The organism is Microbulbifer sp. ABF4_143 (assembly GCF_056160225.1).
Genome location: NZ_JBSWWT010000008.1, coordinates 162,253 through 187,781 on the forward strand (window position 1 = coordinate 162,253; position 25,529 = coordinate 187,781).

General features: G+C 62.9%; 21 protein-coding genes and 1 pseudogene. 10 read left to right on the forward strand and 12 right to left on the reverse strand.

Features of this window, described 5'->3' with window-relative positions:
- Window positions 1–35 precede the first annotated feature (35 nt).
- Entirely contained in the window at window positions 36–353 is a 318-nt protein-coding gene (locus ACXAF3_RS08585; RefSeq protein ID WP_475111882.1) for an Mpo1-like protein, read from the reverse strand.
- Window positions 354–506: 153 nt separating this feature from the next.
- Here ACXAF3_RS08585 and ACXAF3_RS08590 point away from each other — a divergent pair, with 153 nt between their 5' ends.
- Window positions 507–1,709 carry a CaiB/BaiF CoA transferase family protein gene (locus tag ACXAF3_RS08590; RefSeq protein ID WP_475111883.1) on the forward strand — a complete coding sequence of 401 codons (1,203 nt, stop codon included), beginning with the start codon at window positions 507–509 and terminating at the stop codon, window positions 1,707–1,709.
- A 45-nt stretch (window positions 1,710–1,754) separates the two neighbouring features.
- Complete coding sequence (locus tag ACXAF3_RS08595; RefSeq protein WP_475111884.1) at window positions 1,755–2,354, forward strand: rod shape-determining protein; 600 nt, start codon at window positions 1,755–1,757, stop codon at window positions 2,352–2,354.
- Between the two features lie 67 nt (window positions 2,355–2,421).
- Here the strand turns inward: ACXAF3_RS08595 and asnS are convergent, their stop codons facing one another.
- From asnS to metH, 5 genes are all read right to left on the reverse strand, one after another.
- On the reverse strand, window positions 2,422–3,828 hold the full coding sequence (gene asnS, locus ACXAF3_RS08600; protein ID WP_475111885.1) for an asparagine--tRNA ligase: 1,407 nt from the start codon (window positions 3,826–3,828) through the stop codon (window positions 2,422–2,424).
- Between the two features lie 222 nt (window positions 3,829–4,050).
- A complete protein-coding gene (locus tag ACXAF3_RS08605) occupies window positions 4,051–4,605 on the reverse strand; it encodes a DUF934 domain-containing protein (protein WP_475111886.1) in 555 nt (184 codons plus the stop codon).
- A complete protein-coding gene (locus ACXAF3_RS08610) occupies window positions 4,589–6,250 on the reverse strand; it encodes a nitrite/sulfite reductase (RefSeq protein ID WP_475111887.1) in 1,662 nt (553 codons plus the stop codon). Before ACXAF3_RS08610 ends, ACXAF3_RS08605 begins: the two co-directional genes overlap by 17 nt.
- A 525-nt stretch (window positions 6,251–6,775) precedes the next feature.
- Entirely contained in the window at window positions 6,776–6,988 is a 213-nt protein-coding gene (locus ACXAF3_RS08615; protein WP_475111888.1) for a DUF2970 domain-containing protein, read from the reverse strand.
- Window positions 6,989–7,103: 115 nt separating this feature from the next.
- Entirely contained in the window at window positions 7,104–10,799 is a 3,696-nt protein-coding gene (gene metH / locus ACXAF3_RS08620) for a methionine synthase (protein ID WP_475111889.1), read from the reverse strand.
- A 174-nt stretch (window positions 10,800–10,973) separates the two neighbouring features.
- Here metH and ACXAF3_RS08625 point away from each other — a divergent pair, with 174 nt between their 5' ends.
- The 5 genes from ACXAF3_RS08625 (at window position 10,974) to nfuA (ending at window position 15,183) form a co-directional block, all read left to right on the forward strand.
- Window positions 10,974–11,924: an AEC family transporter gene (locus ACXAF3_RS08625; RefSeq protein WP_475111890.1), complete on the forward strand. Its 951-nt coding sequence runs from the start codon at window positions 10,974–10,976 to the stop codon at window positions 11,922–11,924.
- 87 nt (window positions 11,925–12,011) lie between these two features.
- On the forward strand, window positions 12,012–12,602 hold the full coding sequence (locus tag ACXAF3_RS08630) for a TetR/AcrR family transcriptional regulator (RefSeq protein ID WP_475111891.1): 591 nt from the start codon (window positions 12,012–12,014) through the stop codon (window positions 12,600–12,602).
- Window positions 12,603–12,714: 112 nt separating this feature from the next.
- Window positions 12,715–13,749, forward strand: a complete 1,035-nt coding sequence (locus ACXAF3_RS08635) for an NADP-dependent oxidoreductase (protein ID WP_475111892.1) — start codon at window positions 12,715–12,717, stop codon at window positions 13,747–13,749.
- A gap of 27 nt (window positions 13,750–13,776) precedes the next feature.
- The gene (locus ACXAF3_RS08640; RefSeq protein ID WP_475111893.1) at window positions 13,777–14,469 is read left to right on the forward strand and encodes a type 1 glutamine amidotransferase domain-containing protein; all 693 of its coding nucleotides are present in this window, start codon (window positions 13,777–13,779) and stop codon (window positions 14,467–14,469) included.
- Between the two features lie 123 nt (window positions 14,470–14,592).
- Window positions 14,593–15,183 (forward strand): Fe-S biogenesis protein NfuA, encoded by a 591-nt coding sequence (gene nfuA, locus ACXAF3_RS08645; RefSeq protein ID WP_475111894.1) that lies wholly within the window; start codon window positions 14,593–14,595, stop codon window positions 15,181–15,183.
- Window positions 15,184–15,310: 127 nt separating this feature from the next.
- Here the strand turns inward: nfuA and ACXAF3_RS08650 are convergent, their stop codons facing one another.
- The 5 genes from ACXAF3_RS08650 to pcp form a co-directional block, all read right to left on the reverse strand.
- Complete coding sequence (locus ACXAF3_RS08650; protein WP_475111895.1) at window positions 15,311–16,303, reverse strand: endo alpha-1,4 polygalactosaminidase; 993 nt, start codon at window positions 16,301–16,303, stop codon at window positions 15,311–15,313.
- Window positions 16,304–16,445: 142 nt separating this feature from the next.
- Window positions 16,446–16,808, reverse strand: a complete 363-nt coding sequence (locus ACXAF3_RS08655; protein ID WP_475111896.1) for a hypothetical protein — start codon at window positions 16,806–16,808, stop codon at window positions 16,446–16,448.
- A 50-nt stretch (window positions 16,809–16,858) separates the two neighbouring features.
- Window positions 16,859–19,432: an ATP-dependent helicase HrpB gene (hrpB, locus tag ACXAF3_RS08660; RefSeq protein WP_475111897.1), complete on the reverse strand. Its 2,574-nt coding sequence runs from the start codon at window positions 19,430–19,432 to the stop codon at window positions 16,859–16,861.
- A gap of 189 nt (window positions 19,433–19,621) precedes the next feature.
- A complete protein-coding gene (locus tag ACXAF3_RS08665; RefSeq protein ID WP_475111898.1) occupies window positions 19,622–21,760 on the reverse strand; it encodes a prolyl oligopeptidase family serine peptidase in 2,139 nt (712 codons plus the stop codon).
- A gap of 242 nt (window positions 21,761–22,002) precedes the next feature.
- Window positions 22,003–22,671 (reverse strand): pyroglutamyl-peptidase I, encoded by a 669-nt coding sequence (gene pcp, locus ACXAF3_RS08670; RefSeq protein ID WP_475111899.1) that lies wholly within the window; start codon window positions 22,669–22,671, stop codon window positions 22,003–22,005.
- A gap of 702 nt (window positions 22,672–23,373) precedes the next feature.
- Here pcp and ACXAF3_RS08675 point away from each other — a divergent pair.
- The gene (locus ACXAF3_RS08675) at window positions 23,374–23,835 is read left to right on the forward strand and encodes an ion channel (protein WP_475111900.1); all 462 of its coding nucleotides are present in this window, start codon (window positions 23,374–23,376) and stop codon (window positions 23,833–23,835) included.
- Window positions 23,836–23,945: 110 nt separating this feature from the next.
- Here the strand turns inward: ACXAF3_RS08675 and ACXAF3_RS08680 are convergent, their stop codons facing one another.
- Window positions 23,946–24,383, reverse strand: coding sequence for a VOC family protein (locus ACXAF3_RS08680; RefSeq protein WP_475111901.1), 438 nt, complete (start codon window positions 24,381–24,383; stop codon window positions 23,946–23,948).
- Between the two features lie 202 nt (window positions 24,384–24,585).
- Here ACXAF3_RS08680 and ACXAF3_RS08685 point away from each other — a divergent pair.
- Window positions 24,586–25,014: pseudogene (locus ACXAF3_RS08685) on the forward strand (transposase); the annotation flags it as partial.
- A 59-nt stretch (window positions 25,015–25,073) separates the two neighbouring features.
- The coding region (locus ACXAF3_RS08690) for a transposase (RefSeq protein WP_475111902.1) at window positions 25,074–25,529 on the forward strand (456 nt) is incomplete at its 3' end.

The window sequence follows — 25,529 nt, forward strand, 5'->3', positions numbered from 1 at the left end:
GGCCGCTGCCGGAGCCGCCGGTCGCGAGCGGTCGATTACCACTTAAGCCTGCCCAGCAGTATGTCCTTGAACATCACGAAATCCCCCCACAGGCTGTAGAAGGGATTCTTGAAGGTGGCGGGCCTGTTGTGCTCGAAAAAGAAGTGCCCGACCCAGGCGAAGCCGTAGCCGGCGACGGGCACGGCGGCGAACAGCCGGTAGTCGCCGCCGATCAGCGCCGCGGCAACCAGCAGGATGACCAGCAGGGTGCCGAAAAAGTGCAGTCGGCGGCAGGTCGGGTTGCGGTGCTCCTGCAGGTAGAAGGGGTAAAAATCGCGAAAAGACTCGAATTTGCGCGCTTCTGCTGCGGCCATAGTTGCACTCCTTATTTTTTATTGTCGCCGCCAGTTTACGGGCATAGCGCGGCGTATCCAAGCCGGGCGGCGATCGGCCAAATCTGGTAGGCTGCGGCAAATTTTTGCTGTGACCAACAAGACGAGGAAGTTATGGCAGGTCCGCTAGCACATTTGAAAGTTCTCGATCTCAGCCGGGTCCTGGCCGGCCCCTGGGCCAGCCAGGTGCTCGCCGATTTCGGTGCCGAGGTCATCAAGATAGAGCGGCCGCAGCGCGGCGACGACACCCGCCACTGGGGCCCTCCCTACCTGAAAGACGCCGAGGGCGCCGATACCGCCGACGCCGCCTATTACCTCAGCGCCAACCGCGGCAAGAAATCCGTCACCGTGGATATCACCACCGAGGCGGGCCAGCAGCTGATCAAGGCACTGGCCGAGCGCTGCGACATCCTGCTGGAAAACTACAAGGTGGGCGGGCTGAAGAAATACGGCCTGGACTACGATTCCATCAAGGCGGTCAATCCCCGCATCATCTACTGCTCCATCACCGGCTTCGGCCAGACAGGCCCCTACAAGAACCGCGCCGGCTACGACGCGATGATCCAGGGCATGGGCGGTCTGATGAGTATCACCGGCGTGCCGGAAGGGCAGCCGGGCGCCGGCCCGCAGAAGGTCGGCGTGGCGGTGGCCGATCTGATGACCGGCATGTACGCCGTGTCTGCGGTGCTGGCGGCGGTGATTCACCGCCAGCAGACGGGCGTGGGGCAGCATATCGACCTGGCCCTGCTGGATACCCAGGTGGCCTGGCTCGCCAACCAGGCGCAGAACTATCTGACCTCCGGCAACAACCCGACCCGCCAGGGCACCGGCCACCCGAATATCGTGCCCTACCAGGCGGTGCCCTCCAGGGACGGCTACTTTATGCTCGCGGTCGGCAATGACGAACAGTTCAAGCGCTTCTGTCACATCGCCGGTATCGACGGACTGGCCGAGAACCCCGCCTATGCCACCAATGCCGCGCGGGTTCTGGCGCGCGAAGAGCTGATGCCGCTGATCGAGGCGGCCACGCGCAAGCAGGACTCCGCCTGGTGGCTGGAGAAACTCAGCGACGCCCATGTGCCCTGCGGCCCCATCAACAACCTCGACCAGGTGTTTGCCGACCCCCAGGTTCAGGCCAGGGGAATGGTGCTGCAGCAGGATCACCCCGTCGCGGGTAAGGTAAAAACCGTGCGCAACCCGGTGCTCTTCTCCGAGACGGCGCTGGAGTATGATCGGGCACCGCCGGTGCTCGGCCAGCACACCGAACAGGTGCTGCGCGAGCTGCTGGGAAAGAGCGACGACGAGATACGCGCGCTGCGGGAACAGGAAATCGTCTGACAGCGCGCTGGCGCGTCTCGGGGCGGCTCGAACAGGGAGTTCCGTATGCTCAACAAACTCGTTTCCAGCCTGGGAAGCACCCTGTACGTGCAGGTCTGGGAAAAGCGCATTCGCGTGACCAATATCGAAAGCGGGGAGATTTTCGACGAATCCCCGCTGGTTGCGCTGGAGGCGGGGAAGGGGCGGCCCACCGTGGTCGCGGTGGGCAACCGCGCCTCGTCCGTTTCCGGCCGGGATATCGAGATCGTCAATCCCTTCTCGCACCCCCGCTCGCTGATCAACGACTTCGCCGCCGGGGCAAAACTACTGCAGCATGTTTTTCGCAAGCTCACCGGCGACAAGCTGCTCTCGCCGTCGCCGCTGGTGGTGATACAGCCGATGGAGAAAAACCAGGGCGGCCTGACCGAAATTGAAGCGCGCGCCTTCCGCGAGCTGGCGCTCGCAGCCGGGGCGCGGGAAGCGCTCGTGTATCAGGGCGAGGAGCTGACCCGGCATACCTTCGATCTGAAAAAAATCCAACCAAAAAGCGCACAGGCCCAAAAGCCCTCGGCAGATGGCGCAGGCCAATCCGTGCAGTGGTTTCTGGTGCTGCTGTGGATACTGCTGATCGTGGCCATGGTCGTGTTTGGCAACCGCGGCCAATAGTTCTCGCCGAATTTCTTCAGAGATTTCTGCGGGGAAACCAAAAAGCCCCGCAGCGCGGGGCTTTTTATTAAAAGGCGATATTTTTCGGCGTGCGCGGAAATGGAATCACATCGCGGATATTGCCCATGCCGGTCACATAGGCCACGATGCGGTCGAAGCCGAGGCCGAAGCCGGCGTGGGGCACTGTGCCATAGCGGCGCAGGTCGCGGTACCAGTAGAGGTGGTCCTTGGGAATGTTCATCTCGTCCATGCGCTCGTCCAGCTTCTCCAGGCGCTCTTCGCGCTGGGAGCCGCCGATAATCTCGCCGATGCCCGGCGCCAGCACGTCCATGGCTGCCACGGTTTTGCCGTCGTCGTTCATGCGCATATAGAAGGCCTTGATATCCTTCGGGTAGTTCATGACGATCACAGGCTTCTTGAAGTGCTGCTCGGCCAGGTAGCGCTCGTGCTCGGAGGCCAGGTCTATGCCCCAGGATACCGGGAACTCGAACTTCTCTTTGCACTGCTCGAGAATCTCGATCGCGTCGGAATAGTTGATGCGCGCGAAGTCGTTTTCGATGATGTTCTCCAGGCGCGAGATGGCCTCCTTGTCGATGCGCTGGGCGAAGAAGGCCATATCGTCGGCGCGCTCTTCCAGCACCGCCTTGAAGACGTATTTCAGCATCTCCTCGGACAGGTCGGCGATATCCGCCAGGTCGGCGAAGGCGACTTCCGGTTCCACCATCCAGAACTCCGCCAGGTGGCGGGTGGTGTTGGAGTTTTCCGCGCGGAAAGTCGGCCCGAAGGTATAGACCTTGGACATCGCCAGGCAGTAACTCTCCACGTTCAGCTGGCCGGATACGGTCAGGAAGCTCTCCTCGCCGAAGAAGTCCTTGCTGAAATCGATATCACCCTTGTCGGTGCGCGGCAGGTTTTCCAGGTCGAGCGTGCTGACCCGGAACATCTCGCCGGCACCCTCGCAGTCGGATGCGGTCAGGATCGGCGTGTGCACCCAGTTGAAGCCCTGCTCGTGGAAGAAGCGGTGGATGGCCTGGGCGATACAGTTGCGCACCCGCGCCACGGCGCCGCTGACATTGGTGCGCGGGCGCAGGTGTGCGTGCTCGCGCAAATGCTCCATCGTGTGGCGCTTCGGCGACATGGGGTAGGTGTCCGGATCCTCGACCCAGCCGACCACATGCACCTCGCTGGCCAGCAGCTCGATGGCCTGGCCCTTGCCCTCGGACGCCTTGAGTGTGCCCTCTATCTCCACTGAGCAGCCGGTGGTCAGGCGCAGCACCTCGGACTGGTAGTTGTGGAGATCCGCTTCGACCACCACCTGGATCGGATCGAAGCAGCTGCCGTCGTGCACGGCCAGGAAGGAAAGGCCGGCCTTGGAGTCGCGGCGGGTTCTGATCCAGCCCTGCACCCGGGTCTTGCTGCCCTCGCGGCCGCTGGATTTCAATAGGCTGTCTACGGTTTCGACTTTTACTGTCATCGTTTATCTGCGCTCTCGCTGGTCCTCGGGGCGGGGCACCTGGCAATCGCCTGAACCTGAAACAGGAGCGGCCCGCCGCCATTCGTTTACGGCGGGCATATTGACGTTTTGGCGGGGGGAAATCCAGCCCCAAGGGGGGCCGGGCACTTCAATGGCCCGTCACCCCGGCACCGGGGCCCGGGGAATTCGGGCTCCGCTCTGCGCCGCGATGGCGGGGGCTTGTTACGCGAGACCGCGGCGGCGGAACAGCGGCAGCGGCTGGTCCACGGCAGCCTGGTAGCTGTCGCTGAAGTCGTGCAGCGAGTCCAGCAGGCCGGCCAGGGGCTGCTCGCCCTCGTAGGCGAAGGCGTTGAAGCCGCAGCGGCGCAAATAGGTGAGCTGGTCGCGCATAAAGGCGCCCACCGCGCGCAGTTCGCCGTCGAAACCGTAGCGCTCGCGCAGCAGGCGGCCGGCGGTGAAGCCGCGGCCGTCGGCGAAGGCCGGGAAGTGTACCGCGATCAGCGGCAGCCCTTTCGCCGCCTTGCCGATCAGGTCCGCCGTCTCGTCGCTGTCGAGCCAGACGCCGATTTCGGCCCTGCGGCCGGCGAGGCTGCCCTTCAGGCTCTTCCAGAGCGCGTAGGGCAGTATCACCTTGCCGGCTGCGAGGGATTCGGCGCTGATCTGCGTTTCCTCGTCGGTCTGCGGCAGCAGCCGCCACTCGTTGGCGACAATAGCGCCGTCGATAATCAGTTCCGCGGGGTTGGCCGGCTGCGGCCCGGGATTAGCTGGCTTTGGCATAAACGCGCTCCTTGAAGGGCTGCAGACCGATGCGGTGGTAGGTGTCGATAAAGGGCTCCTCCGGCCGGCGCCGTTCGACGTACAGATCGAGGATCTTGCCGATCACCTCCGGCACCTCGGCGCGGGAGAAGCTGGGCCCGAGCACCTTGGCCAGGCTGGCGTTCTCCGACGAGCTGCCGCCCAGTTGCACCTGGTAGAACTCCTCACCCTTCTTGTCCACGCCGAGAATACCGATATGGCCCACGTGGTGGTGGCCGCAGGCGTTCATACAGCCGGAGATATTCAGGTTCAGGTCGCCCAGGTCGTAGAGGTAGTCCAGGTCGTCGAATTTGCGCTGTATCGCCTCCGCCACCGGGATGGACTTGGCGTTGGCGAGTGAACAGTAGTCGCCGCCGGGGCAGCAGATCATATCGGTCAGGGTGCCGATATTGGGTGTGGCGAAGCCGTGTGTACGCGCCTGCTGCCAGAGTTCGTAGAGGCGGTCCTGGCGCACGTCCGCCAGCACCACATTCTGGTCGTGGGTGACGCGGGCCTCGCCGAAGCTGAACTCGTCGGCCAGGTCGGCGATGGCCTCCAACTGGCGGTCGGTGACATCGCCCGGGGGCACGCCGGTGGGCTTGGTGGACAGCTTGATCGCGCGGTAGCCGGGCACCCGGTGCGGGAAGCTGTTGCGCTCCAGCCAGCGCGCGAAGGCCTTGTCGCGGGCCGCCTGGGCTTCGAGGGCCGCGTCGCTGGCGGCGCCGTCGAAGGTCTCGTATTCGGGCTCGGTAAAGAAGGATTTGGCCCAGGCCAGCGCCTCCGGGGTCAGCTTCTCGGCGCCGTCTTTGATCTGTTCCCACTCCCTTTCCACGCGGCGGGCGAACTCCTCGGCGCCGAGCGCCTTCACCAGTATCTTGATGCGCGCCTTGTACTTGTTGTCGCGGCGACCCAGCTGGTTGTAGATGCGCACTATGGCTTCCAGGTAGGACAGCAGGTCCTCCTCGGGCAGGAAGTCGCGGATCAGTTCGGCGATCACCGGTGTGCGCCCGAGGCCGCCGCCGACATAGATCTGGTAGCCGATCTCACCGCCGCGCTTCACTATCTGCACCGCGATGTCGTGTACGCGCAGCGCGGCGCGGTCCGCCTCGGCGCCGTTGACCGCAATCTTGAACTTGCGCGGCAGGAAGGCGAACTCGGGGTGAAAGGTGGACCACTGGCGGATCAGTTCGCAATAGGGGCGCGGGTCGGCGATCTCGTCGCGGGCCACGCCGGCGTAGGGGTCCGAGGTGGTGTTGCGGATGCAGTTGCCGCTGGTCTGTACCGCGTGCATCTCCACTTCCGCCAGCTCGGCCAGAATGTCCGGCACGTCCTCCAGTTGCGGCCAGTTGAGCTGCAGATTCTGGCGGGTGGTGAAGTGGGCGTAGCCCTTGTCGTAGTCGCGGGTGATGCGCGCCAGGCGCCGCAGCTGAGTGCTGTTCAGCAGACCGTAGGGCACGGCGATACGCAGCATCGGCGCCAGCCGCTGGATATAGAGGCCGTTTTGCAGGCGCAGCGGCAGAAACTCTTCCTCGCTCAGCTCGCCGGCCAGGTAGCGTTCCGTCTGGCCGCGGAACTGGGCCACGCGGTCGCCGATGATGGCGCGGTCCCGGTCGTCATATCGATACATAACTGCTTGATTCCATTGCCTTTTTGCGCACTCTGTAGGAAATCAGGGACAAAGGGGCGGGCCCCGCAGTGTCTCCGGTGGCGGATAACATACCAGTGCGCTTATGCAAAAAATAACAATATTTTTCGCTATATCTGTAACCAATGGTTATAAGTGGTCCGGAATTGCCGTGCGGGCGCCGCTTGCGCCACCGGCGGGGATTTGCTCTACTTGACTGACCGTTCTGAAGCGGTCCAACTACAGTCAATAACAATAATTGGTAATCGGAGTATTTCGATGAATGAAAAAGTAGTTGTATCCAATGAAGAAGACAATGTGGCGGATGCCTTCGCCGCAGTGGCTCTGGTGGCCATTTTTGTTGTGACCTGCGTTTACTGGGTCGCTTCCCAGTAATCCTCCCCGGGCCCGGAGCAGAGCGGTGCCGGGCGGGTTCCCCCTTTTTTCTATATTCCCCGTTTTCCAATGGTGCCGTACGGCGGACGCTATGCTGTCGGGCCGCGATCGAGGTAGGGACTGCCCTGAAGATCAGCCCATATTGCCGAGCACTGTCTTTACCACCAGCACCAGCGTCAGCACGAACAGCGCGGTAAAGATAATCCCGGCGGCGATATAGGTCTTGATGCTGCCGCCTTTGAAATCCCGCTCGCGGTTTCTGTTGCTCTGCACACCGATGGCCGCGGCCAGGGTGCTCAGCACCACTTGGCCGAAGGAGGGCTTCTTTGGTTGCTCACTGTCCATGTCGGGGTCCTCGCAATTTGTCCGTAGGAGCCTGCTTGCAGGCGAATGGCTCAGAGTAGTTCGACTGCAAGCAGGCTCCTACAGGCTTCGGTCTGTTGCTGGCGCATCGCCAGTATCAGTCTTCCAGATTCGGGCGCAGCCAGCGCTCCAGCTCCTGTTCGCTGACGCCTTTGCGCCGGGCCAGGCTCGCGAGCTGGTCGCGGCCTATCTTGCCCACGTTGAAATACTTGGCTTCGGGGTGGGCGAAGTACCAGCCGCTGACCGATGCCGCCGGCAGCATTGCGAAGTGCTCGGTCAGGCGGACGCCGGCGTTGCGCTCCGCGTCCAGCAATTTGAACAGGGTCGCCTTCTCGGTGTGATCCGGGCAGGCGGGGTAGCCGGGGGCGGGGCGTATGCCGCGGTAGGCCTCCTTGATCAGCTCCTCGTTGCTGAGCCTTTCGTCCGGCGCATAGCCCCAGTAGTCCACGCGCACCTGTTTGTGCAGATACTCGGCGAAGGATTCTGCCAGCCGGTCCGCCAGCGCCTTGACCATAATCGCGCTGTAGTCGTCGTGTTTGGCCTCGTACTCCGCGGCCAGTTCGTCCGCGCCGTGGCCTGTGGTCACCGCGAAGCCGCCGACATAGTCAGCCACGCCGGAGCCCACCGGGGCGACGAAGTCCGCCAGCGATCTGCACTGGCCGTCGCCGCCGCGCTTTTGCACCTGCTGGCGCATATGGTGCAGCCGCGCCAGCTCCTCGCTGCGACTCTCGTCTTTGTAGACGATGATGTCATCGCCGTCACTGTTGGCCGGCCAGAGGCCGAAGACGGCGCGGGCCTTCAGCAGCTTTTTGTCGATGATCTGCTGCAGCATCAGCTGCGCGTTTTTGTACAGATCGGTGGCCGCCTCGCCGACCACCTCATCGTTCAGTATCGCCGGGAACTTGCCGGCCAGGTCCCAGGAGATGAAGAAGGGCGTCCAGTCGATGGTGTCGACGAGCTTTTCCAGCGGGAAGTCGTCGATGACGGTCACACCGGGCTTGTTCGGTACCGCGGCGATGTAATTGTCCCAGTCGAATTGCGGTGCCGCGGCCAGGGCCTCTTCGTAGCTCAGCCGCTTGTCGTTGCGTTTGCGGTTGGCGGTGCGGTTGCGCACCTTTTCGTATTCCTCGCGGATATTCTTGATGAAGGCCGGGCGCAGCTCGTCGGAAATCAGACTGCTGGCCACGCCCACCGCGCGGGAGGCGTCGGCCACGTAGACGGTCTGGCTGCGCCTGTACTGCGGGTCGATCTTGACCGCCGTGTGCGCCTTGGAGGTGGTGGCGCCGCCGATCAGCAGCGGTATATCGAATTCCTGGCGCTCCATTTCCGCAGCCACGTGCACCATCTCGTCCAGGGACGGGGTGATCAGGCCGGACAGGCCGATGATATCGCACTGCTTTTCCTTTGCCGTCTGCAGAATCGTCTCCGCCGGCACCATCACGCCCAGGTCGATCACCTCGTAGTTGTTGCAGGCCAGCACCACGCCGACGATATTCTTGCCGATATCGTGCACATCGCCTTTGACCGTGGCCATCAGGATGCGGCCGTTGGGCTTGCTTTCCGCGGTCTTCTCCGCCTCGATATAGGGCTGCAGGTAGGCCACCGCCTGTTTCATCACGCGCGCGGATTTGACCACCTGGGGCAGGAACATCTTGCCGGCGCCGAACAGGTCGCCGACCACGTTCATGCCGTCCATCAGCGGGCCCTCGATCACGTCCAGCGGCCGCGCCGCCTGGGCGCGGGCGGCCTCGGTGTCTTCCTCGATATAGTTGTTGATGCCCTTGACCAGCGCGTACTCCAGGCGCTTGTTCACCGGCAGCTGGCGCCAGCTGAGATCCTCCTTGCGCGCCTGGCCGCCGCCTTCGCCGCGGTATTTCTCCGCGATATCCAGCAGCGCCTCGGTGGCGTCCGGGCTGCGGTTCAGGATCACGTCCTCGACTTTTTCGCGCAGTTCTGCCGGCAGCTCGTCGTAGACCTCCAGCATACCGGCGTTGACGATACCCATATTCAACCCGGCCCTGATCGCGTGGAACAGGAACACCGAGTGGATGGCCTCGCGCACCGGGTTGTTGCCGCGGAAGGAGAAGGACACATTGGATACGCCGCCGGACACGTTGGCGCCGGGCAGGTTCTCGCGGATCCAGCGGGTCGCCTCGATAAAGTCCACCGCGTAGTTGTTGTGCTCCTCGATACCGGTGGCGACGGCGAAGATATTCGGGTCGAAGATAATATCGTTCGGCGCGAAGCCGACCTTGTCGACGAGTATGTCGTAGCTGCGCTTGCAGATCTCTATCTTGCGCTCGAAGGTGTCCGCCTGGCCCTGCTCGTCGAAGGCCATGACCACCACCGCGGCACCATAGCGCAGGCACAGGCGCGCCTTGTCGATAAAATCGGCTTCACCTTCCTTCAGGCTGATGGAGTTGACGATCGGCTTGCCCTGAATGCACTGCAGGCCTGCCTCGATCACCTCCCACTTGGAGGAGTCCACCATAAAGGGCACCCGGGCGATATCCGGCTCGGTGGCGGCCAGATTCAGGAAGCGGCGCATCGCGGCGACGGAATCCAGCATCGCCTCGTCCATATTGAAGTCGATCACCTGGGCCCCGTCCTCCACCTGGGCGGCGGCCACCTGCAGTGCGGTGTCGTAGTCCTCCTCGAGGATAAGGCGCTTGAAGCGCGCCGAACCGGTCACGTTGCAGCGCTCGCCGACGTTGACGAACAGGGAGTTTTCGTCGACGACGAAGGGCTCCAGGCCGGCAAGGCGCAGGGCCGGTTTGATCTCGGGCAGTTTGCGCGGCGCTATATCGGCGACCGCGTCGGCGATAGCGCGGATGTGCTCCGGCGTGGTGCCGCAGCAGCCGCCGAGGATATTGATAAAGCCGCTGCGCGCGAACTCGGCCACGATCGCGGCTGTCTCTTCCGGTGTCTCGTCGTACTCGCCGAACTCGTTCGGCAGGCCGGCGTTCGGGTGCGCGGACACGTGTTCGGCACAGACGCCGGACAGCGCCTCGATATAGGGGCGCAGCTCGGTGGCGCCGAGGGCGCAGTTGAGGCCGACGCTCAAAGGCTTGGCGTGGGCCACCGAGTAGTAGAAGGCCTCGGTGGTCTGGCCGGACAGGGTGCGGCCGGAGGCATCGGTGATGGTGCCGGAGATCATGATCGGCAATTCGAAACCCAGTTCCTCGAACAGCTGCTGCAGCGCGTAGATGGCCGCCTTGGCGTTCAGGGTGTCGAAGATGGTCTCGATCAGAATCAGGTCGGAGCCGCCCTCGATCAGCGCGCGGCCGGCCTCGACATAGTTCTGCACCAGCTCATCGAAGGTCACATTGCGCGCACCGGGGTCGTTCACGTCCGGTGAGATGCTCGCGGTGCGCGAGGTGGGGCCAATGACGCCGGCGACGAAGCGCGGCCTGTCCGGCGTCGACAGCGCATCCGCCGCGCGCCGCGCCACCTCGGCGGAGACCCGGTTCAGCTCCGGCACCAGGTCCTCCATGTCGTAGTCGGACTGGGACAGGCGGGTCGCATTGAAGGTGTTGGTCTCGATGATATCGGCGCCGGCGGCGAGATAGTCCCGGTGAATGCGCTCGATCAGCTCGGGCCGGGTCAGGCTCAGCAGGTCGTTGTTGCCTTTCAGATCCCGGTGGAAATCGGCAAAGCGCTTCCCGCGGTAGTCCGCTTCCCGCAGCTTCTCCCGCTGGATCATGGTGCCCATGGCACCGTCCAGGATCAGGATGCGCTCATTCAGCGCGGCTTCTAGCTGTTGGAGGCGTTGACTGCGGGACTGCTGGGACATGGACACTTCCTATTTAACGGCCGGAGGCGAGAGGGCGGCAATCTTAGCACAATCGGCTGGCCGGGCCCGGTTTCACGCACTATTTTGAATCCATTGCAAGGGTGACCGATGCCCGCTGGCAGTCGGTCGTCGCTGTGTGCCGGATCCGGACAAGTAATCGGGAGTAGTGCGTCGATGGAAATTCTCGGGCTCTTATTCCCCATATTCGCGATCATTGTCACCGGTATTGTGTTCGCCCGCTTCAGGGTTCTGCCGGACGGCGCGGCCGATTTGCTGATTCAGTTTGCGTTCTGGGTCGCAATTCCGGCGCTGCTGTTCTCGATCCTTGCCGAGGAGTCGATGGCGAGGCTGCTCGATCCGGGTTTCTATGTTTGTTTCGGTGGGGCGGTGGCGATTCTCTTTGTCGCCGTATTCATATACGCGCGGCGCTGGCGGCATCATTCACTGAGCGATGCGACCATGCTGTCTATGATGGCGATTTACTCGAATACGGCTTTCGTCGCGCTGCCGCTGCTGCACTCGGTGTTTGGCCACAAGGCCGTACTGCCCGCGGCCATTGCGACAGTAGTGCTGATCTTCGTTCTTCTCGTCGCGACGGTCCTGCTGGAAAGGGCGCAATCGGCGGCGTCGGAATCGGGTTTCGGTGCTCTGTCCGGCGTGCGGCACGCGCTGTTGAATCCGGTGATTCTGTCGACTTTTGCGGGGATTGCCTACGCCGCTACCGGTTGGCCGCTGCCCGCCGCTGCCAAACAGTATTTGAGCCTGTTGGGGGCCGCGGTGACTCCGTGCGCGCTTTTTGCCATCGGCCTGTCGATCAGGTTCAAAGACTTCGGCAGGGAGTTCCGTGCGATCGCCGGTATTTCGCTGGTGAAGCTGATCCTGTTACCGCTGCTGGTGCTGCTGCTGGCTTTCCTCGTCCGCCTGCCCCCGATCATGGCGGTCTCGGCAGTGGTCTGTGCCGCGGTGCCAGTCGGCAAGTCCACCTTCGTACTGGCCAACAGATATCGGCAGCACCCGTCGCGGGTTGCCGTCATCATATCGGCGAGTTCCGCCGCCTCGGTAATCACTCTGCTGCTGTGGCTGCTTATCCTGGCCCATATCTATCCGGAGGCGCTCCCGAAATAGCCCCGCGCCGGCCTGTATTGCCGGGTGGAATACGACCGAAACCGATTGATCTAGACGACCGGTCTAGTATCGGATAGGCTAAGCGCCATGAAGCCCAGCTATGAAGATACACGCCAGCATCTGCTCGATACCGGCCACCGGATTATGTCCGTCAAGGGCTTCTCCGGTGTCGGCCTGAGCGAGTTGCTGAATACCGCCGGTGTCCCCAAAGGCTCCTTCTATCACTATTTCAAGTCGAAGGAGCAGTACGGCCAGGCGCTGCTGGAGGACTACTTCCGCAAGTATCTGCAGGGCATGGATCTGTGCTTTTCCGCCGGGGGTCGCAGCGCCGGTGAAAACCTGATGCGCTACTGGCAGGAGTGGCTGAAGGGCTACTGCGAGCCCTGTGACGGGCAGAAGTGTCTGGTGGTGAAGCTGAGCGCGGAGGTCGCCGACCTGTCCGAGCCGATGCGCCTGACACTGCGCGACGGTACAGAGCGGATTATCGCGCGCCTCGCCGAGTGCATCGAGGCGGGCAGGGCGGATGGTTCGCTGCCGCCGCATCTGGACGCCCGCGAGAGCGCCTCGACGCTCTACCAACTGTGGCTCGGCGCCAGCCTGCTGGCCAAGCTGCATCGCAGCGGTGAGGCTATGGCGCAGGCGATGGCCACCACCCGCGATCTGCTCGACCTGAACTGAAGTCGATTGTGACTGCCCGCCAGTTGGCGGGCATTTTTATGGCGCATAAATAGACGACCGGTCTAATACTGGCGGGCAAATATAGAACTATCCACCCAATCGGAGAATGAGCGTGAAGCAACCGACAGATAAAAACCGCCGCATAGTGCTGGCATCCCGTCCCAAAGGGGCGCCCGGCGACGAAAACTTCCGCCTGGAGACAGTGCCTCTGCCAAAGCCGGAGCAGGGGCAGCTGCTGCTGCGCACCGTCTACCTGTCGCTGGACCCCTATATGCGCGGGCGTATGAACGACGGCCCTTCATACGCGGAGCCGGTGCAGATCGGTGAAACCATGGTGGGCGCCACCGTCAGCCGGGTGGTGGAATCCCGCCACCCCGACTACCGGGAGGGCGACTGGGTGCTCGCCTACAGCGGCTGGCAGGATTACGCCCTGTCCGATGGCGCCGGGCTGATGAACCTCGGAAGCAATCCCCAAAATCCTTCCTACACTCTCGGAGTGCTGGGTATGCCCGGCTTCACTGCCTATATGGGGTTGCTGGATATCGGCCAGCCCAAGGCCGGCGAGACCCTGGTGGTGGCCGCCGCGACGGGTCCGGTGGGCGCGACCGTCGGCCAGATTGGCAAGATCAAAGGCTGCCGCGTGGTCGGTGTCGCCGGGGGGACCGAGAAATGCCGCTACGCGGTGGAGGTGCTGGGCTTCGATGCCTGTATCGATCACCGCGCGGAAGATTTCGCCGGGCAATTGGCGGCGGCCTGCCCCGAAGGTATCGACGTCTATTTCGAGAATGTCGGCGGCAAGGTATTCGATGGGGTGCTGCCGCTGCTGAACAATTTTGCGCGCATTCCGGTCTGCGGCCTGGTGTCCCAGTACAACGCATCGTCACTGCCGGAGGGGCCGGACCGCATGGGCCTGTTGATGGGCCAGGCGCTGGTCAAGCGACTGAAAATCCAGGGCTTTATTGTCTTCGATTACCAGGACCGCTTCGGTGAATTCTTTCCGCAGATGAACGAGTGGCTGGCCAGCGGCCGGATCAAATATCGGGAAGAGGTCGTCGAGGGGCTGGAGCGGGCGCCGCAGGCGTTTATGGGCCTGCTGGAAGGCAGGAACTTCGGCAAGCTGGTGGTGCGCGTGGGCGCCGACGACTGATTTGGAAATGACCAGAGGAGACGGACGATGAAAATTTTGATGGTGCTGACCTCCAACGACGAGCTGGGGGACACGGGCAGAAAAACCGGCTTCTGGCTGGAGGAGTTCGCCGCGCCTTACTACGTCTTCAGGGACGCCGGCGCCGAGATAACGCTCGCCTCGCCGAAAGGGGGGCAGCCGCCGCTGGACCCGAAAAGTGACGAGCCGGACTTCCAGACAGAAGCCACAGAGCGCTTCCGCAAAGACGAAGACGCACAAAAAGCGCTGGCAAACACCCTGCCGCTCGCCGAGGTCGATGCAGACAACTACGATGCCGTCTTCTATCCGGGCGGCCACGGCCCGCTGTGGGATCTGGCGGAGGACAAGCTCTCCATCGCGCTGATCGAGGCATTCCATGCGGCCGACAAGCCCGTCGGTGCCGTATGCCACGGTCCTGGTATTTTCCGCCACACCCGGGGGAGCGACGGCAAGCCGCTGGTACGCGGCAAGAGCGTTACCGGCTTCACCAACTCCGAGGAGGCGGCGGTGGGGCTGACCGAGGTGGTGCCCTTCCTGGTCGAGGATATGCTGAAGTCCAATGGCGCCAACTTTTCCAGCGCGGACGACTGGCAGCCCTATGTGGTCGTCGACGGCAAGCTGGTTACCGGGCAGAACCCGGCGTCTTCCGAGGAGGCCGCGGAGACACTGCTCGGTTTCGTCAAGGCGCCGAAAGACGGATGACCGCAGAGCCGTTTGCGGGCGCGGCGATACCCACAGCGCCCGCAAACGGCAATAGCCGGTTTAACTTGACCGCAACTGGGAGTAAAATACCCGACAAAGAAACTCGGTTATTTGAGAAGGCTTATGTCTGAATTGAATGTCACCATCACGGAATCCGCCCAGGAATACCTGCGCGAACTGCTGGAGAAGCAGGACTGCGAGGGCATCGCCATCCGCATGTTCGTCTCCAACCCGGGTACGCCGAACGCGGAGACCTGCATCGCCTACTGTCGCCCGGGCGAGGAGCAGGAGGACGACGTGGTGATGGAGATGAACGGCTTCAAGGCCTACTTCGAAGGCCGCAGCGTGCCCTACCTGGACGAGGCGCGGGTCGACTACTCGTCGGACAAGATGGGCGGCCAGTTGACCATCCGCGCGCCGAATTCGCGCATGCCGAAGATCACCGACGACAGCCCGATCGAGGACCGCATCAACTATGTGCTCTACAACGAGGTCAACCCCGGCCTCGCCGCCCACGGCGGCCAGGTGAGTCTGGTGGAGGTCACCGAGGACATGTACGCGGTGCTGAAGTTCGGCGGTGGCTGCCAGGGCTGCGGCATGGTGGACATGACTCTGAAAGAGGGGGTCGAGAAGACCCTGAAAGAGAAGATTCCGGAGCTGGCCGGCGTCAAGGACATCACCGACCACTCGGACAAGTCCCAGGCCTATTACTGATCGGCCGGGCCGCACAAGAGGATTTCTCGGGGCGAACCTTGTGTTCGCCCATTTAATTTCTGTTGGATCACCGCCGGATGCGCAACAGCCACCCGGCGTCAGTTATTTGCTGTAGGTTTTTCGCCGTTCACTTATCCCTTTCTTCGAAAAACTCGAACACATCGACGTTATCCAGTAAGGCCCCGTCAAAATCCGCATCCAGTATCCTGAACATATAGGATTCGTCGTTGCCGAAGATCAGCTCCTGCCAGCCCTCCTGCCAGTACTCCACATAGTAATCGCCGGGCATGCCCGGGACCTCCCCGTCCAGCCAGGCCGGCGGGTTGGTGGGCCAGAAGGATTGCCAGTAGAAGCGGTTGTCCTGAGCCAGCCCGATACTGACGTAGGCAATCAGCAACCTGCGGGCTCCGTTGTCCTTAACCTTGAGCTGCTCTATCTGTTCCGCGGTGAACTCCTCGCCGTTGAAGAAGAAGTCGATAATGACGATGTCGTAATCGGTCTCCGCGATGGCGTCCACCAGCTCCTGGCGGGTGGAGAAGAGGCGCGGATTGATCAGGTTGAGGAAGTTGCTCGCCTCGTCCAGGAAAACGATATTGTCGAAGTTGCGGTTGTGAACCTCCGGCGGGTAGCTGGGAATATTGTCCAGCTCCTCGTGGTCCGCGGCGAAGGAGATATAGCCCGCATCTTCGTTGTCCTCATAGGAGTCGTCCACATTGGCCTGGATGGCGGCGAAGTCCGTGATCAGCACGACACTGCCGTTGTCTTTGCCGATATCCAGGAACTTGCGCAGGCGTTGTCGCTCCTCCAGTGGCGTGGGCTGGTCGACACCACCCTGGCCGAAGAACAGGGACTCCTGGCCGAGGCCGTCGATGGCGCCCAAGTAGCCGCTGTCCGGCGCCCCGCTCTCGCGGCCGTTGCTGGTCACCAGCTCCACGCCATTTTGCGGGATGATGATAAAGTCTTTGTCGATGCGCTTCGCGTAGCGGCTGATGTCCTGGACCAGATCGCGCATCTCCTGCTGGTAGTCGATCGGGATTCGCCCAGAGAAGTCCGGCAGCTCGTCGAGGTTGCAGCCGACAAACAGCAGCGGGCAAAGAAAGAGCGCGAGTATCCGTTTCAAGATCCGTCTCCCTGGTTAAACACGGGTATCCGGCACGTTAGCAAGGTTGCGGGAATGGGGCAACGACAAGTCCGCGCTTGCGGGGCTGAGCTTTTTCTTTAAAGGTGCCGGTTAAAGGTTCCGGGGCTCGTAGCCGACGGACTTATGGATTAGGTAAGCAGTCGCGACAGGCCATAAGTACAGATTGGCCGCCACAGCGCAGATGACTCGTTCCCCCGGCTCGAATCTCCCACTCGCACATCTTCTGATCGAGAGTGGCCTTCCCGGTCACAAAGCAGGGGAGGTAGGGGTATTCGTCGTGGATCTCTTTGATGGAAACCTCCTCGGCGCTATTAAAATATTTTTGAGCCTCTTCCCTCGTCAGCGTGAATTCTGCACAGAATTCGCCCGATTCATCATCGATACCATTTCCTGATATTTCTGTGACAGTAATCGTATTGTTGTTGCAGGCACTGGCAAAAACTGCCTGCAACAATAGAAAAGCTGTAATTGAGGCTCTTGTCATCTGACACCAACTTTCCCTGGAACTAGTAACTCCTACCCAACCGATAGAAATCAGGACAGATCCATCCGCTTTTTCGTTCTGCTGGTTGCCGGTGCAGTCAGTGGATCATCCGGCCAGAAATGTTTCTGGTATTTGATGCGCAGTTCCTTCTTCACCTCCCTGTAGGTGTTGGTCCAGAAGCTGGCCAGATCCCGCGTCACCTGCACCGGCCGCCGGGCCGGGGAGAGGAGGTGGATCATCAGCGGGTAGCGGCCCTGCAGAATCGCCGGTGTTTGTGCCAGGCCGAACATCTCCTGCAGGCGTACGGCCAGGACCGGCGGCTCCTCACCGTAATCGATCGCAATGCGCGAGCCACTGGGTACCGTGATGTGGCTGGGCGCCAGTGTGTCTATCTGTTGCTGGCTGGGCCAGTCCAGCCGGCCGAGCAGAATCGCGTGCAGGTTCAGCTGTTTCAGCTGTTCGAGTCTGCTGAAGCCGCCGAGGTGCGGCAGCAACCAGTCCTCGAGCGAATCGGCCAACGCCTCGTCGCTCCAGTCCGGCAGTGTAAGGTCCGCGAGCAGATCGGTGAATTGCTCCCGGTTGCGGCGCAGGAATTCCACCCTGGCGCGCAGGGATTCGGCCTCGCGGGTCCAGGGCAGTATTTCCAGACCCTTGCGGCGAATCGCGTCCAGCAGCGCGCGGTTCAGCAGTTCCGGGGATATGTCCTTTGCCGGTCTTTCATCCAGCACTATGCGCCCGAGGGCGGTGCGCAGGCTGGCCACCGCGCGGCCGGCCCTGTCATCCCAGCGCACCGACTCACTCCGTTCGATCAGGTCGGCAAAGACTTCTCGCAGCGCCTGTTCGGAAATACGCGCGGCCAGCTGGATGCGCGCATCGCGGCCCTGGCCGTCCAGCTCGGCGATCGCCAGATAGTCCGCCAGTGCCAGTTCGTCGTCGTGGGAGAAGTGGGCGCCGCGGCCGCTGGCGAGCAGGAAGCGGCGCTCGCGGTCGTGGCGGTTCTGGGCGATGCGGTCCGGGTAGGCGAGGGCGACCAGCACACCGATGCGATCCGTTTCGTCGATTGCGGCCCCGGCGCTGCCCGGGCTGGCCGCGTGCCGGCTTTTCTGCAGCTGGGTCTGCCATATCCTCGCCTGCTGGCGGATGCGCTGTATTGCGCCGCGATCGGCGCCGCTGTCTTTGCGCTCGCCCAGCAGCACCGCCATGCGTTTTTGGATATCCCTGTCCCAGCGCGCCTCGCCGCGGAAGATATCCCGCTCCGACAGCAGCGCCGCCAGCAGGCAGGCCTCGCGCGCGAGCCCGAGATCCAGGCTGCGAATCATCATATGGGCCAGGCGTGGATGGGTGCCCAGCGCCAGCATGGCGCTGCCGTGCTCGGTGATGCGTTTTTCACCGTCCAGTGCGCCCAGCTGTTGCAGCAGTTCCTGCGCCTGGGCGACGGGGCCGGGCGGGGGCAGGTCGAGCCAGCGCAGCTCGGTGACATCGGTAACTCCCCACTGGGCCAGTTCCAGCATTAGCGGCGCCGAGTCGCTGAGCAGTATTTCCGGGGTGTTCTTTGCGGCCAACTGCTGCTGGCGGGACTCGCTCCACAGCCGCAGGCACTGCCCCTCGCTCAAACGCCCGGCGCGGCCACAGCGCTGGGTCGCCGAGGCCTGGGAGATGCTGGTGGTCACCAGGCGGTTCATGCCGGTATTCGGATCAAAGCGGGATTCCCGCATCAAGCCGGAGTCCACGACCATGCGGATACCCTCGATGGTCAGGCTGGTTTCGGCCACATTGGTGGCCAGCACTATCTTGCGCCGGCCGGGCGGGGCGGGGGCTATGGCGGTGTCCTGTTGCTCTTTGCTCAGGTCGCCGTAGAGGGGCGCTATGGTGATCTCACTCCGCTCCGCGAGCTGCTCCCGCAGCAGCGCCTCCACCTGCTTGATCTCGCCGACGCCGGGCAGGAAGGCGAGCAGGCTGCCCTCGTAGTCATCCATCCACTCGGCGATCTTGCGCGCCATCAGCGCCGGCAGCTGGCGCCTGTCGTCCGCCGGCTGCCGGGGCGGCCGCTGTTGCGGCAGATAGTGCACATGCACCGGGAAACTGCGCCCCTCGCTGGTCACCACCGGTGCATCGCCGAGCAGTTCGGCCACGGCTTCGGTCTCCAGGGTTGCGGACATGACCAGCAGCTTCAGGTCCTCGCGCAGGTACTCCTGGGATTGCAGGCACAGCGCCAGGGCCAGATCCCCGTGCAGATTGCGCTCGTGGAATTCGTCGAAAATCACCAGCGCCGTGGTCGCCAGCTCCGGGTCCGACTGCAGCAGCCGGGTCAGGATACCCTCGGTCACCACCAGTATGCGGGTCTTGTCGCTGGCTTTGCGCTCGGCGCGTATCTGGTAGCCGACGGTCTGACCCAGCGGCTCCCCGAGCAGATCCGCCATACGCGCGGCCGCGGCCCGCGCCGCCAGCCGCCGCGGCTCCAGCATGATGATGTTTTTGTCTCCCAGCCAATCGCAGTCCAGCAGCGCCAGCGGCACCGCGGTGGTCTTGCCGGCGCCGGGCGGGGCCTGCAGCACGACATTGTCGTGCCGGCCGAGGGCGGCCAGCAGTTTGGGCAGGGCGGATTGAATAGGTAACTCGGACATGGCCGCGATTATAGCGGCAGCCGCACCGGTTCAGGCTAGGGCGGCGGTGCGCCGCTGGCTTCTCTGCGGAGGGATGAGAGCCCAGGGCAGCGGTCCACCCGAAGCCAGCAGGGACGTGTTGGGGGAGGGCCGGGGCACGGCTGTGTGTTTACAGCCGCACCCCGGTGGGGCGAGAGCAATCTGGCGGGGTTAGCGGCCGGCGGCGCTCAGTGCCGGGGGCGCGTCGCCGTGCTCCAGCGCCTTCCACAGGTGCGTGTACATCAGCGCGACCCGGTGCGCCAGCTGCTCGTTGGTGGCGCTGCCCTTGTGGCCGCCTTCCAGGTTTTCGAAGTATTCCACCCGCTGGCCCATGGCCTTCATGCGCGCGGCCATCTTGCGGGCGTGGCCCGGGTGTACGCGGTCGTCGCGGGTGGAGGTGAAGAAGAACACCGACGGGTAGTCGGTGTCCGCCTTCAGGTTCTGGTAGGGGGAGTAGTCCCGGATAAATTTCCAGTCGTCGGTATCCGGGTTGCCGTACTCGCCCATCCAGGAGGCGCCGGCCAGCAGCTTGTGGTAGCGCTTCATATCCAGCAGCGGCACGCCACAGATAACCGCGTTGAACAGGTCCGGGCGGCGGGTCATGCTCGCGCCCACAAGCAGGCCGCCGTTGCTGCGGCCCTCGATGCTGAGGCGCTGCGGGCGGGTGATGCGGCGCGCGATCAGGTCTTCCGCCACCGCGGCGAAGTCTTCGAAAGACTTGACCCGGTTTTCGCGCAGGGCCGCCGCGTGCCAGGCGGGGCCATACTCGGCGCCGCCGCGGATATTCGCCAGCACAAAGACGCCGCCGCGCTCGAGCCACAGCTTGCCGTAGGCGCCGTTCAGCGGTTCGTAAGAGCCGGAATAGGACGGCAGCAGCGCGTTGCGGAAGCCGCCGTAGGAGAAGATATGGGTCGGGTTGTCGGCGTCCAGCTCGATATCCTTCGCCATCACCGCGAAGTAGGGCACTCGGGTGCCGTCGGCGGATTCGGCGAAGTACTGCTCTACCTTGAATTTGCTGCCGTCGAAGGTCGGGGACTGCACCAGCAGGCGCTCCAGCGTGTCCGCATCGGCGCGGTAGCGATACAGGGTCGGCGGCGTGATGAAGTTTTCCCAGGTCAGGTAGGCGTTGCCGCTTTCATCGCTGTAGGTGGCGATGGCCAGCTTGCCGTTGTCGGGAAACGGGATCGGGGTTTTCTCAAAGCCCTTGTCGCCGCGGCGGTAGAAGTAGGCGCGGCCCTTGACGTCGTCCAGCATGGTCACCAGCACGCCGGCTTCGGATACGGCCACGGACTCGACCACTTCGCGCTCGTTCGGAGTGACCAGGGCGGAAACCTCGGTGTCGCCTTTCAGCAGAGAGTTCAGGGAGACCAGCACCAGGCTGCCGAGCGGCCACTGCTTGCCGCCGACCTTCCAGTCTTCGTTCAGCCTGACCACCAGCGCGTCGCCCAGGGCGCCTTCGATTGCGGCGCTCTGCGGCAGCTGCAGCGGCAGCACCTCGCCGCCCCGGTAGACGAAGGTGCGGGCATGCCAGAAATCCAGGCCCTCGTTCAGGAGGATAGTGCGCTTGTCACCGCTGCCGATCGCGGCGGGAGTCAGCCACACCGAGTCCCGCGGCACTTCCAGCAGCGTTTTGGCCTTGGCCAGCGGTTCGCCGCGCCGCCACAGTTGGGCGGTGCGGGCGTAGCCGGACTCGGTCGCGGCGTCCTCGCCCCTGGCGCTGGCGATCAGCAGGCGGTCGCCGTCCAGCCAGACAGCGGACTGCTTGGCCATCGGAGAGAAGAAGCCGTTCTCGACGAATTTCTTGTCGCGGGCGTTGAACTCGCGCAGCTCCACCGCGTCGCCGCCGCCGGCGGACAGGGCCACCAGGCAGCGGGTCTGGGCCTCGTCCTGACAGTCCATACCCTTGAGCACCCACTTCTTGCCCTCGGCGCGGGACAGGGCGTCGATATCCAGCACGGTTTCCCACCGCTCGCTGCCGCGGTCGAACTTGTCCACCGGGATACGGCGGTAGAGGCCGCGCGGATTCTCTTTGCTGTGGTGGTTCTCGTACAGCCAGTCGCCCTTCTGGGTGATTTCCGGCAGCCGGTCTTCGGCGCTCAGCGCCGCCAGGGCGTCGGCGTAGAGGGATTTGTACAGGTCGGTCCCGGCCAGGCGGGATTGGGTCTCGGCATTCTGTTCTTTCACCCACTCGATGGCCCGTTCACCGTCCACTTCCTCGAGCCACAGATAGGGATCTTCCTCCGCCCAGAGCGCGGGCGCCGAGGCAAGCGCCAGGGCCGCGACGGCGAGCTGTCGAAACTTTGTACTCATAGTTATTGAACCTGTAGAAAATTATGGCCGCGAACTCTGCGCCGCGAATTGTCCGCGGGACAGGATAGGGTTGGCGTCTGGCTGTGTAAAGATTGTGCGATCGGCCCTTGAGATACGGCGCTGTGAAATTGCGACGAACGTGGTTGCCGGCCACGAGAGCGACACGAGGCCCGCTGCCGCGATCGCATGCACGCCGGCGCAAACAGACGCGACAGCTGTTACCCCAGAGTGCGCGGAATCTTTTATATCTGCAGCCGCGACGGGATGGGTTCGTCGATATCCTGCGGATGCTTCAGGGCGGCCTCTATTGCCGCGCGGACGCCCCGGGTTGCGGTTTCGCAGGACATGCTCGGTGCGCCCAAATTCTCCACCAGAGCCGCCACCTCGGGCAGGTGCGGCAGGTGTATCCAGCCGGCGCGGATATCCAGCTGACTGGTGGCGATAGAGTGCAGAATGCCGTACATCAAGTGATTGCAGCAGAAGGTGGCGGCGGTGTCCGATATATCCGCCGGCACGCCGGCGGTGCGCATGGCCTTGACCATCGCGCGCAGGGGCAGAGTACTGCTGTAGGCCACCGGGCCGTCCGGTACCGTGGGCTGGCCCTGCATGGCCACCCCGCGATTGTCCTTCAGCTGGTAGCGGGTCGAATCGTTGAGGTTCTGTGCTATACGTTCCACGGTGATGGCGGCCCGGCCGCCGTACTCGCCCATCATCACCACCAGTTCCGGCCGGACATCTCCGATCGCTGCGCGAACGAAATCGATACACTCGAAGAAATTGTTCGGCACCACGATTCCGGTGACCGCCGCACCATCAATCCGGCTGCCGTCCAGAGCTTGCGCCACCGACTCAGCGGGATTGACCGGCGTATCGCCAAAGGCTTCGAACCCCGTCAGTAAAATCCTTGTCACTGTTGTCCCGATTTCCCTGTTGTGTTGGCTGGCGACTTGGGGATGCTTCAGTCCTCCCGGCGCCGCAAAGCCATTCGCCCGCCAGTGGCGCCGGTTGCGCTGAGACGCCTTTGCAATGTCTGCATCGCTGAACTATACACAGCGACGGCAAAATTTTTTCTGGCAGTGCGTGCTGCTAACTGTGTGGCACCGCCCGCAACAGATCTCAAATTGTATGTTCATAATATGCCATCGGAAATTAAAAGCCACCGTTCGGAGCAACTCATAACTTCATGGAGGCGTCCTATGGATGAGACCCCCGGCGTCCTGTTTTTCAATTTTCCCCACTCGCGGCCCCCGGTGGCATTTCCCAGGGCGAATCTGTTGTTTCTCCGCTATCTGCTCTCATCCTCTCATCGCCGTTTCCAGTACCGTGGCCGACGCAGGCGTTTGGTCCGAAACGGCGTTCGTCCATCGGTCGGAAAGGCGCCGGTCACCGAAAAAATCTGTTCTGTCGCGTAGCGCTTTTTACTCAGGAAGCGATCTTATCGCCGGGCAGACGGGACCTGCTGTGGGTGGAGGCGCTGCAGGCGGAACAGATAGTCGTTGGGGCCAGCGTGATCAGACTGCGCAATGCCCGGATCGCCAACCGCATCCGCCTGCACCTGGCGCTCGGCGGAAATTTTGAGGCACCTCTCGCAATGCCGCACGGGCGAGCAGCAAATGACCACCTCATACGATCAGCAGATCGGAAGGCGTCACTGGCGTCGGGTTTTCGGCCTGGCCCTGTTGCTGGCGGCCGGCATCTTCCTGTTTCACACCGCAGTGTTGTTGGAGATGGTCCGCAGCCTGACCGCGGCGCACGATTGGCTGACGGACAGCTACGGCCCGGAGAACGCGGGCAGGGTGCTGGTACCAGCCTGTTTCTTTGTCCTCTTCATGACCCATGTGATTGAGGCCTTCGCCTGGGGGCTGTTCCTGTGGCGCTGCAAGGTGGTTCCATGCCTGACCGAAGGCATCTATTTTTCCAGCAGCTCGATCACCGCCCAGGGCTATGGGGATGTGGCGCTGCGGCCGCCCTGGCGGGTGCTCGGGCCATTGGCGGCGATCAACGGTCTACTGATGTTTGGCTGTTCCACGGCTTTTCTGTTTCTAGTTTTGCAGAAGGTGTGGACGGAGTTTTAGCGCGGGGAAGAGCGGGGATTCCGGCGCGGCATTCCGCTCGCACGCCAAATGTAAGGTCTGACCCCGCTCTCCCTTTAACTGGGGTGTCCGTTGGTATTAGACCACCTCACCTACCCGAGCTCTTGAGCAAGCCCGATGAGAATTCCTTCGGGGCCCCGAATGTAGCACAGCCGGTAGCTGTCTTCGTAATTGACGATTTCATCGACCACCGAAGCACCGAGCGTGCGGAGCCGAGCGAGGGTGTCGTCGATGTCCTCGACGGTGAACATGACGCGCAAGTATCCCAACGAGTTCACCGGGGCTGTACGGTGATCGGATGCGATGGCGGGGGCGTCGAAGCGCGAGAGCTCGATGCGGCCGTGGCCGTCGGGGGTGCGCATCATGGCGATCTCGACGCGCTGGCCGCGCACTCCGGTGACGCGGCCGGCCCATTCGCCTTCGATGGGCATGCGGCCTTCGAGGGTTAGGCCGAGTTCAGAGAAGAACTCAATGGTGGCATCGATGTCCTCGACCACGATACCGACATTGTCCATACGCCTGACTGTCATGATGTCTCCTTGGCCTCTAACGCCGCGCTCTACGGAAAACTAGGAATGCAGCGGAAAATTTGTCCGACAGCAGCGCCTTGTTAGGGAACCTCTGAAAAACTGCGAGTTATACTGATTTCTGGTGTATGGCAGTAGGCTAAAAAGATGGCGTACCCTGTTGGTTGATCACCACGACGATCACAACCAACAAAAGGAGTACGCCATGGACAAGTCTACCTTGCATGTTCTTTCACAACCAGAGTCAAAGGGCCTGGACCCGCTCCACGAGACCATCCGTCAGGGGGCTTCTGCCCTGATCGCCGCGGCGGTCGAGGCGGAGCTGGCGGCGCTGCTGCAACAGTATCGGGACCTCAAGACAGAGGACGGCCGCCAAGCGGTGGTGCGCAATGGCTACCTGCCCCAGCGGACCATCCAGACCGGTGTGGGCGATGTCGAGGTCAAGGTACCGAAGGTCAGGGATCGCAGCGGCGCCGGTATCAAGTTCAACAGCAGGCTACTGCCGCCGTACCTCAAGCGCGCCAAGAGCCTCGACGAGCTGATTCCCTGGCTGTACCTGCGCGGGGTATCCACTGGCGACTTCCAGGAGGCGCTGCGGGCACTGGTTGGCGAGCAGGCCCCCCCTGTGTCAGCATAGATGTCGCGCCCACTTTTTAATCAACAGTGTATGAGGGGGCGGTAATCGAGTGGAAAATGCCGCGTTACAGTGAAGGCTTCAAAGAAAGAGCCGTGCAGATGATGATGCCGCCAAATGCCATGGCGGTGGCCCAGGTTAGCCGGGAGACCGGCGTCTCTGAGCAAACCCTGTACAATTGGCGCAATCGAATCCGTGAACAGGGAAAAGCCGTGCCTGCCGACCCAAAGAACCCCGAGAACTGGAGCGGGGAAAGCAAACTGGCCGTGGTGATTGAGACCGCGGCGCTGAATGAAGAACAGCTGGCGGAGTATTGCCGCCGCAAGGGACTCTACGCCGAACAGATACAACGCTGGCGAGAGGCCGCCGTTACCGGAGCCGGCAGCAACGGCCAGCTATCGGCCGATGAGCGGCGGGAGTTGCAGCAGGAACGCAAGAAGAACCGCAAGCTGGAGAAGGATCTCAAACGCAAGGAGAAAGCGCTGGCTGAGGCCGCAGCACTGCTGGTGCTGCAA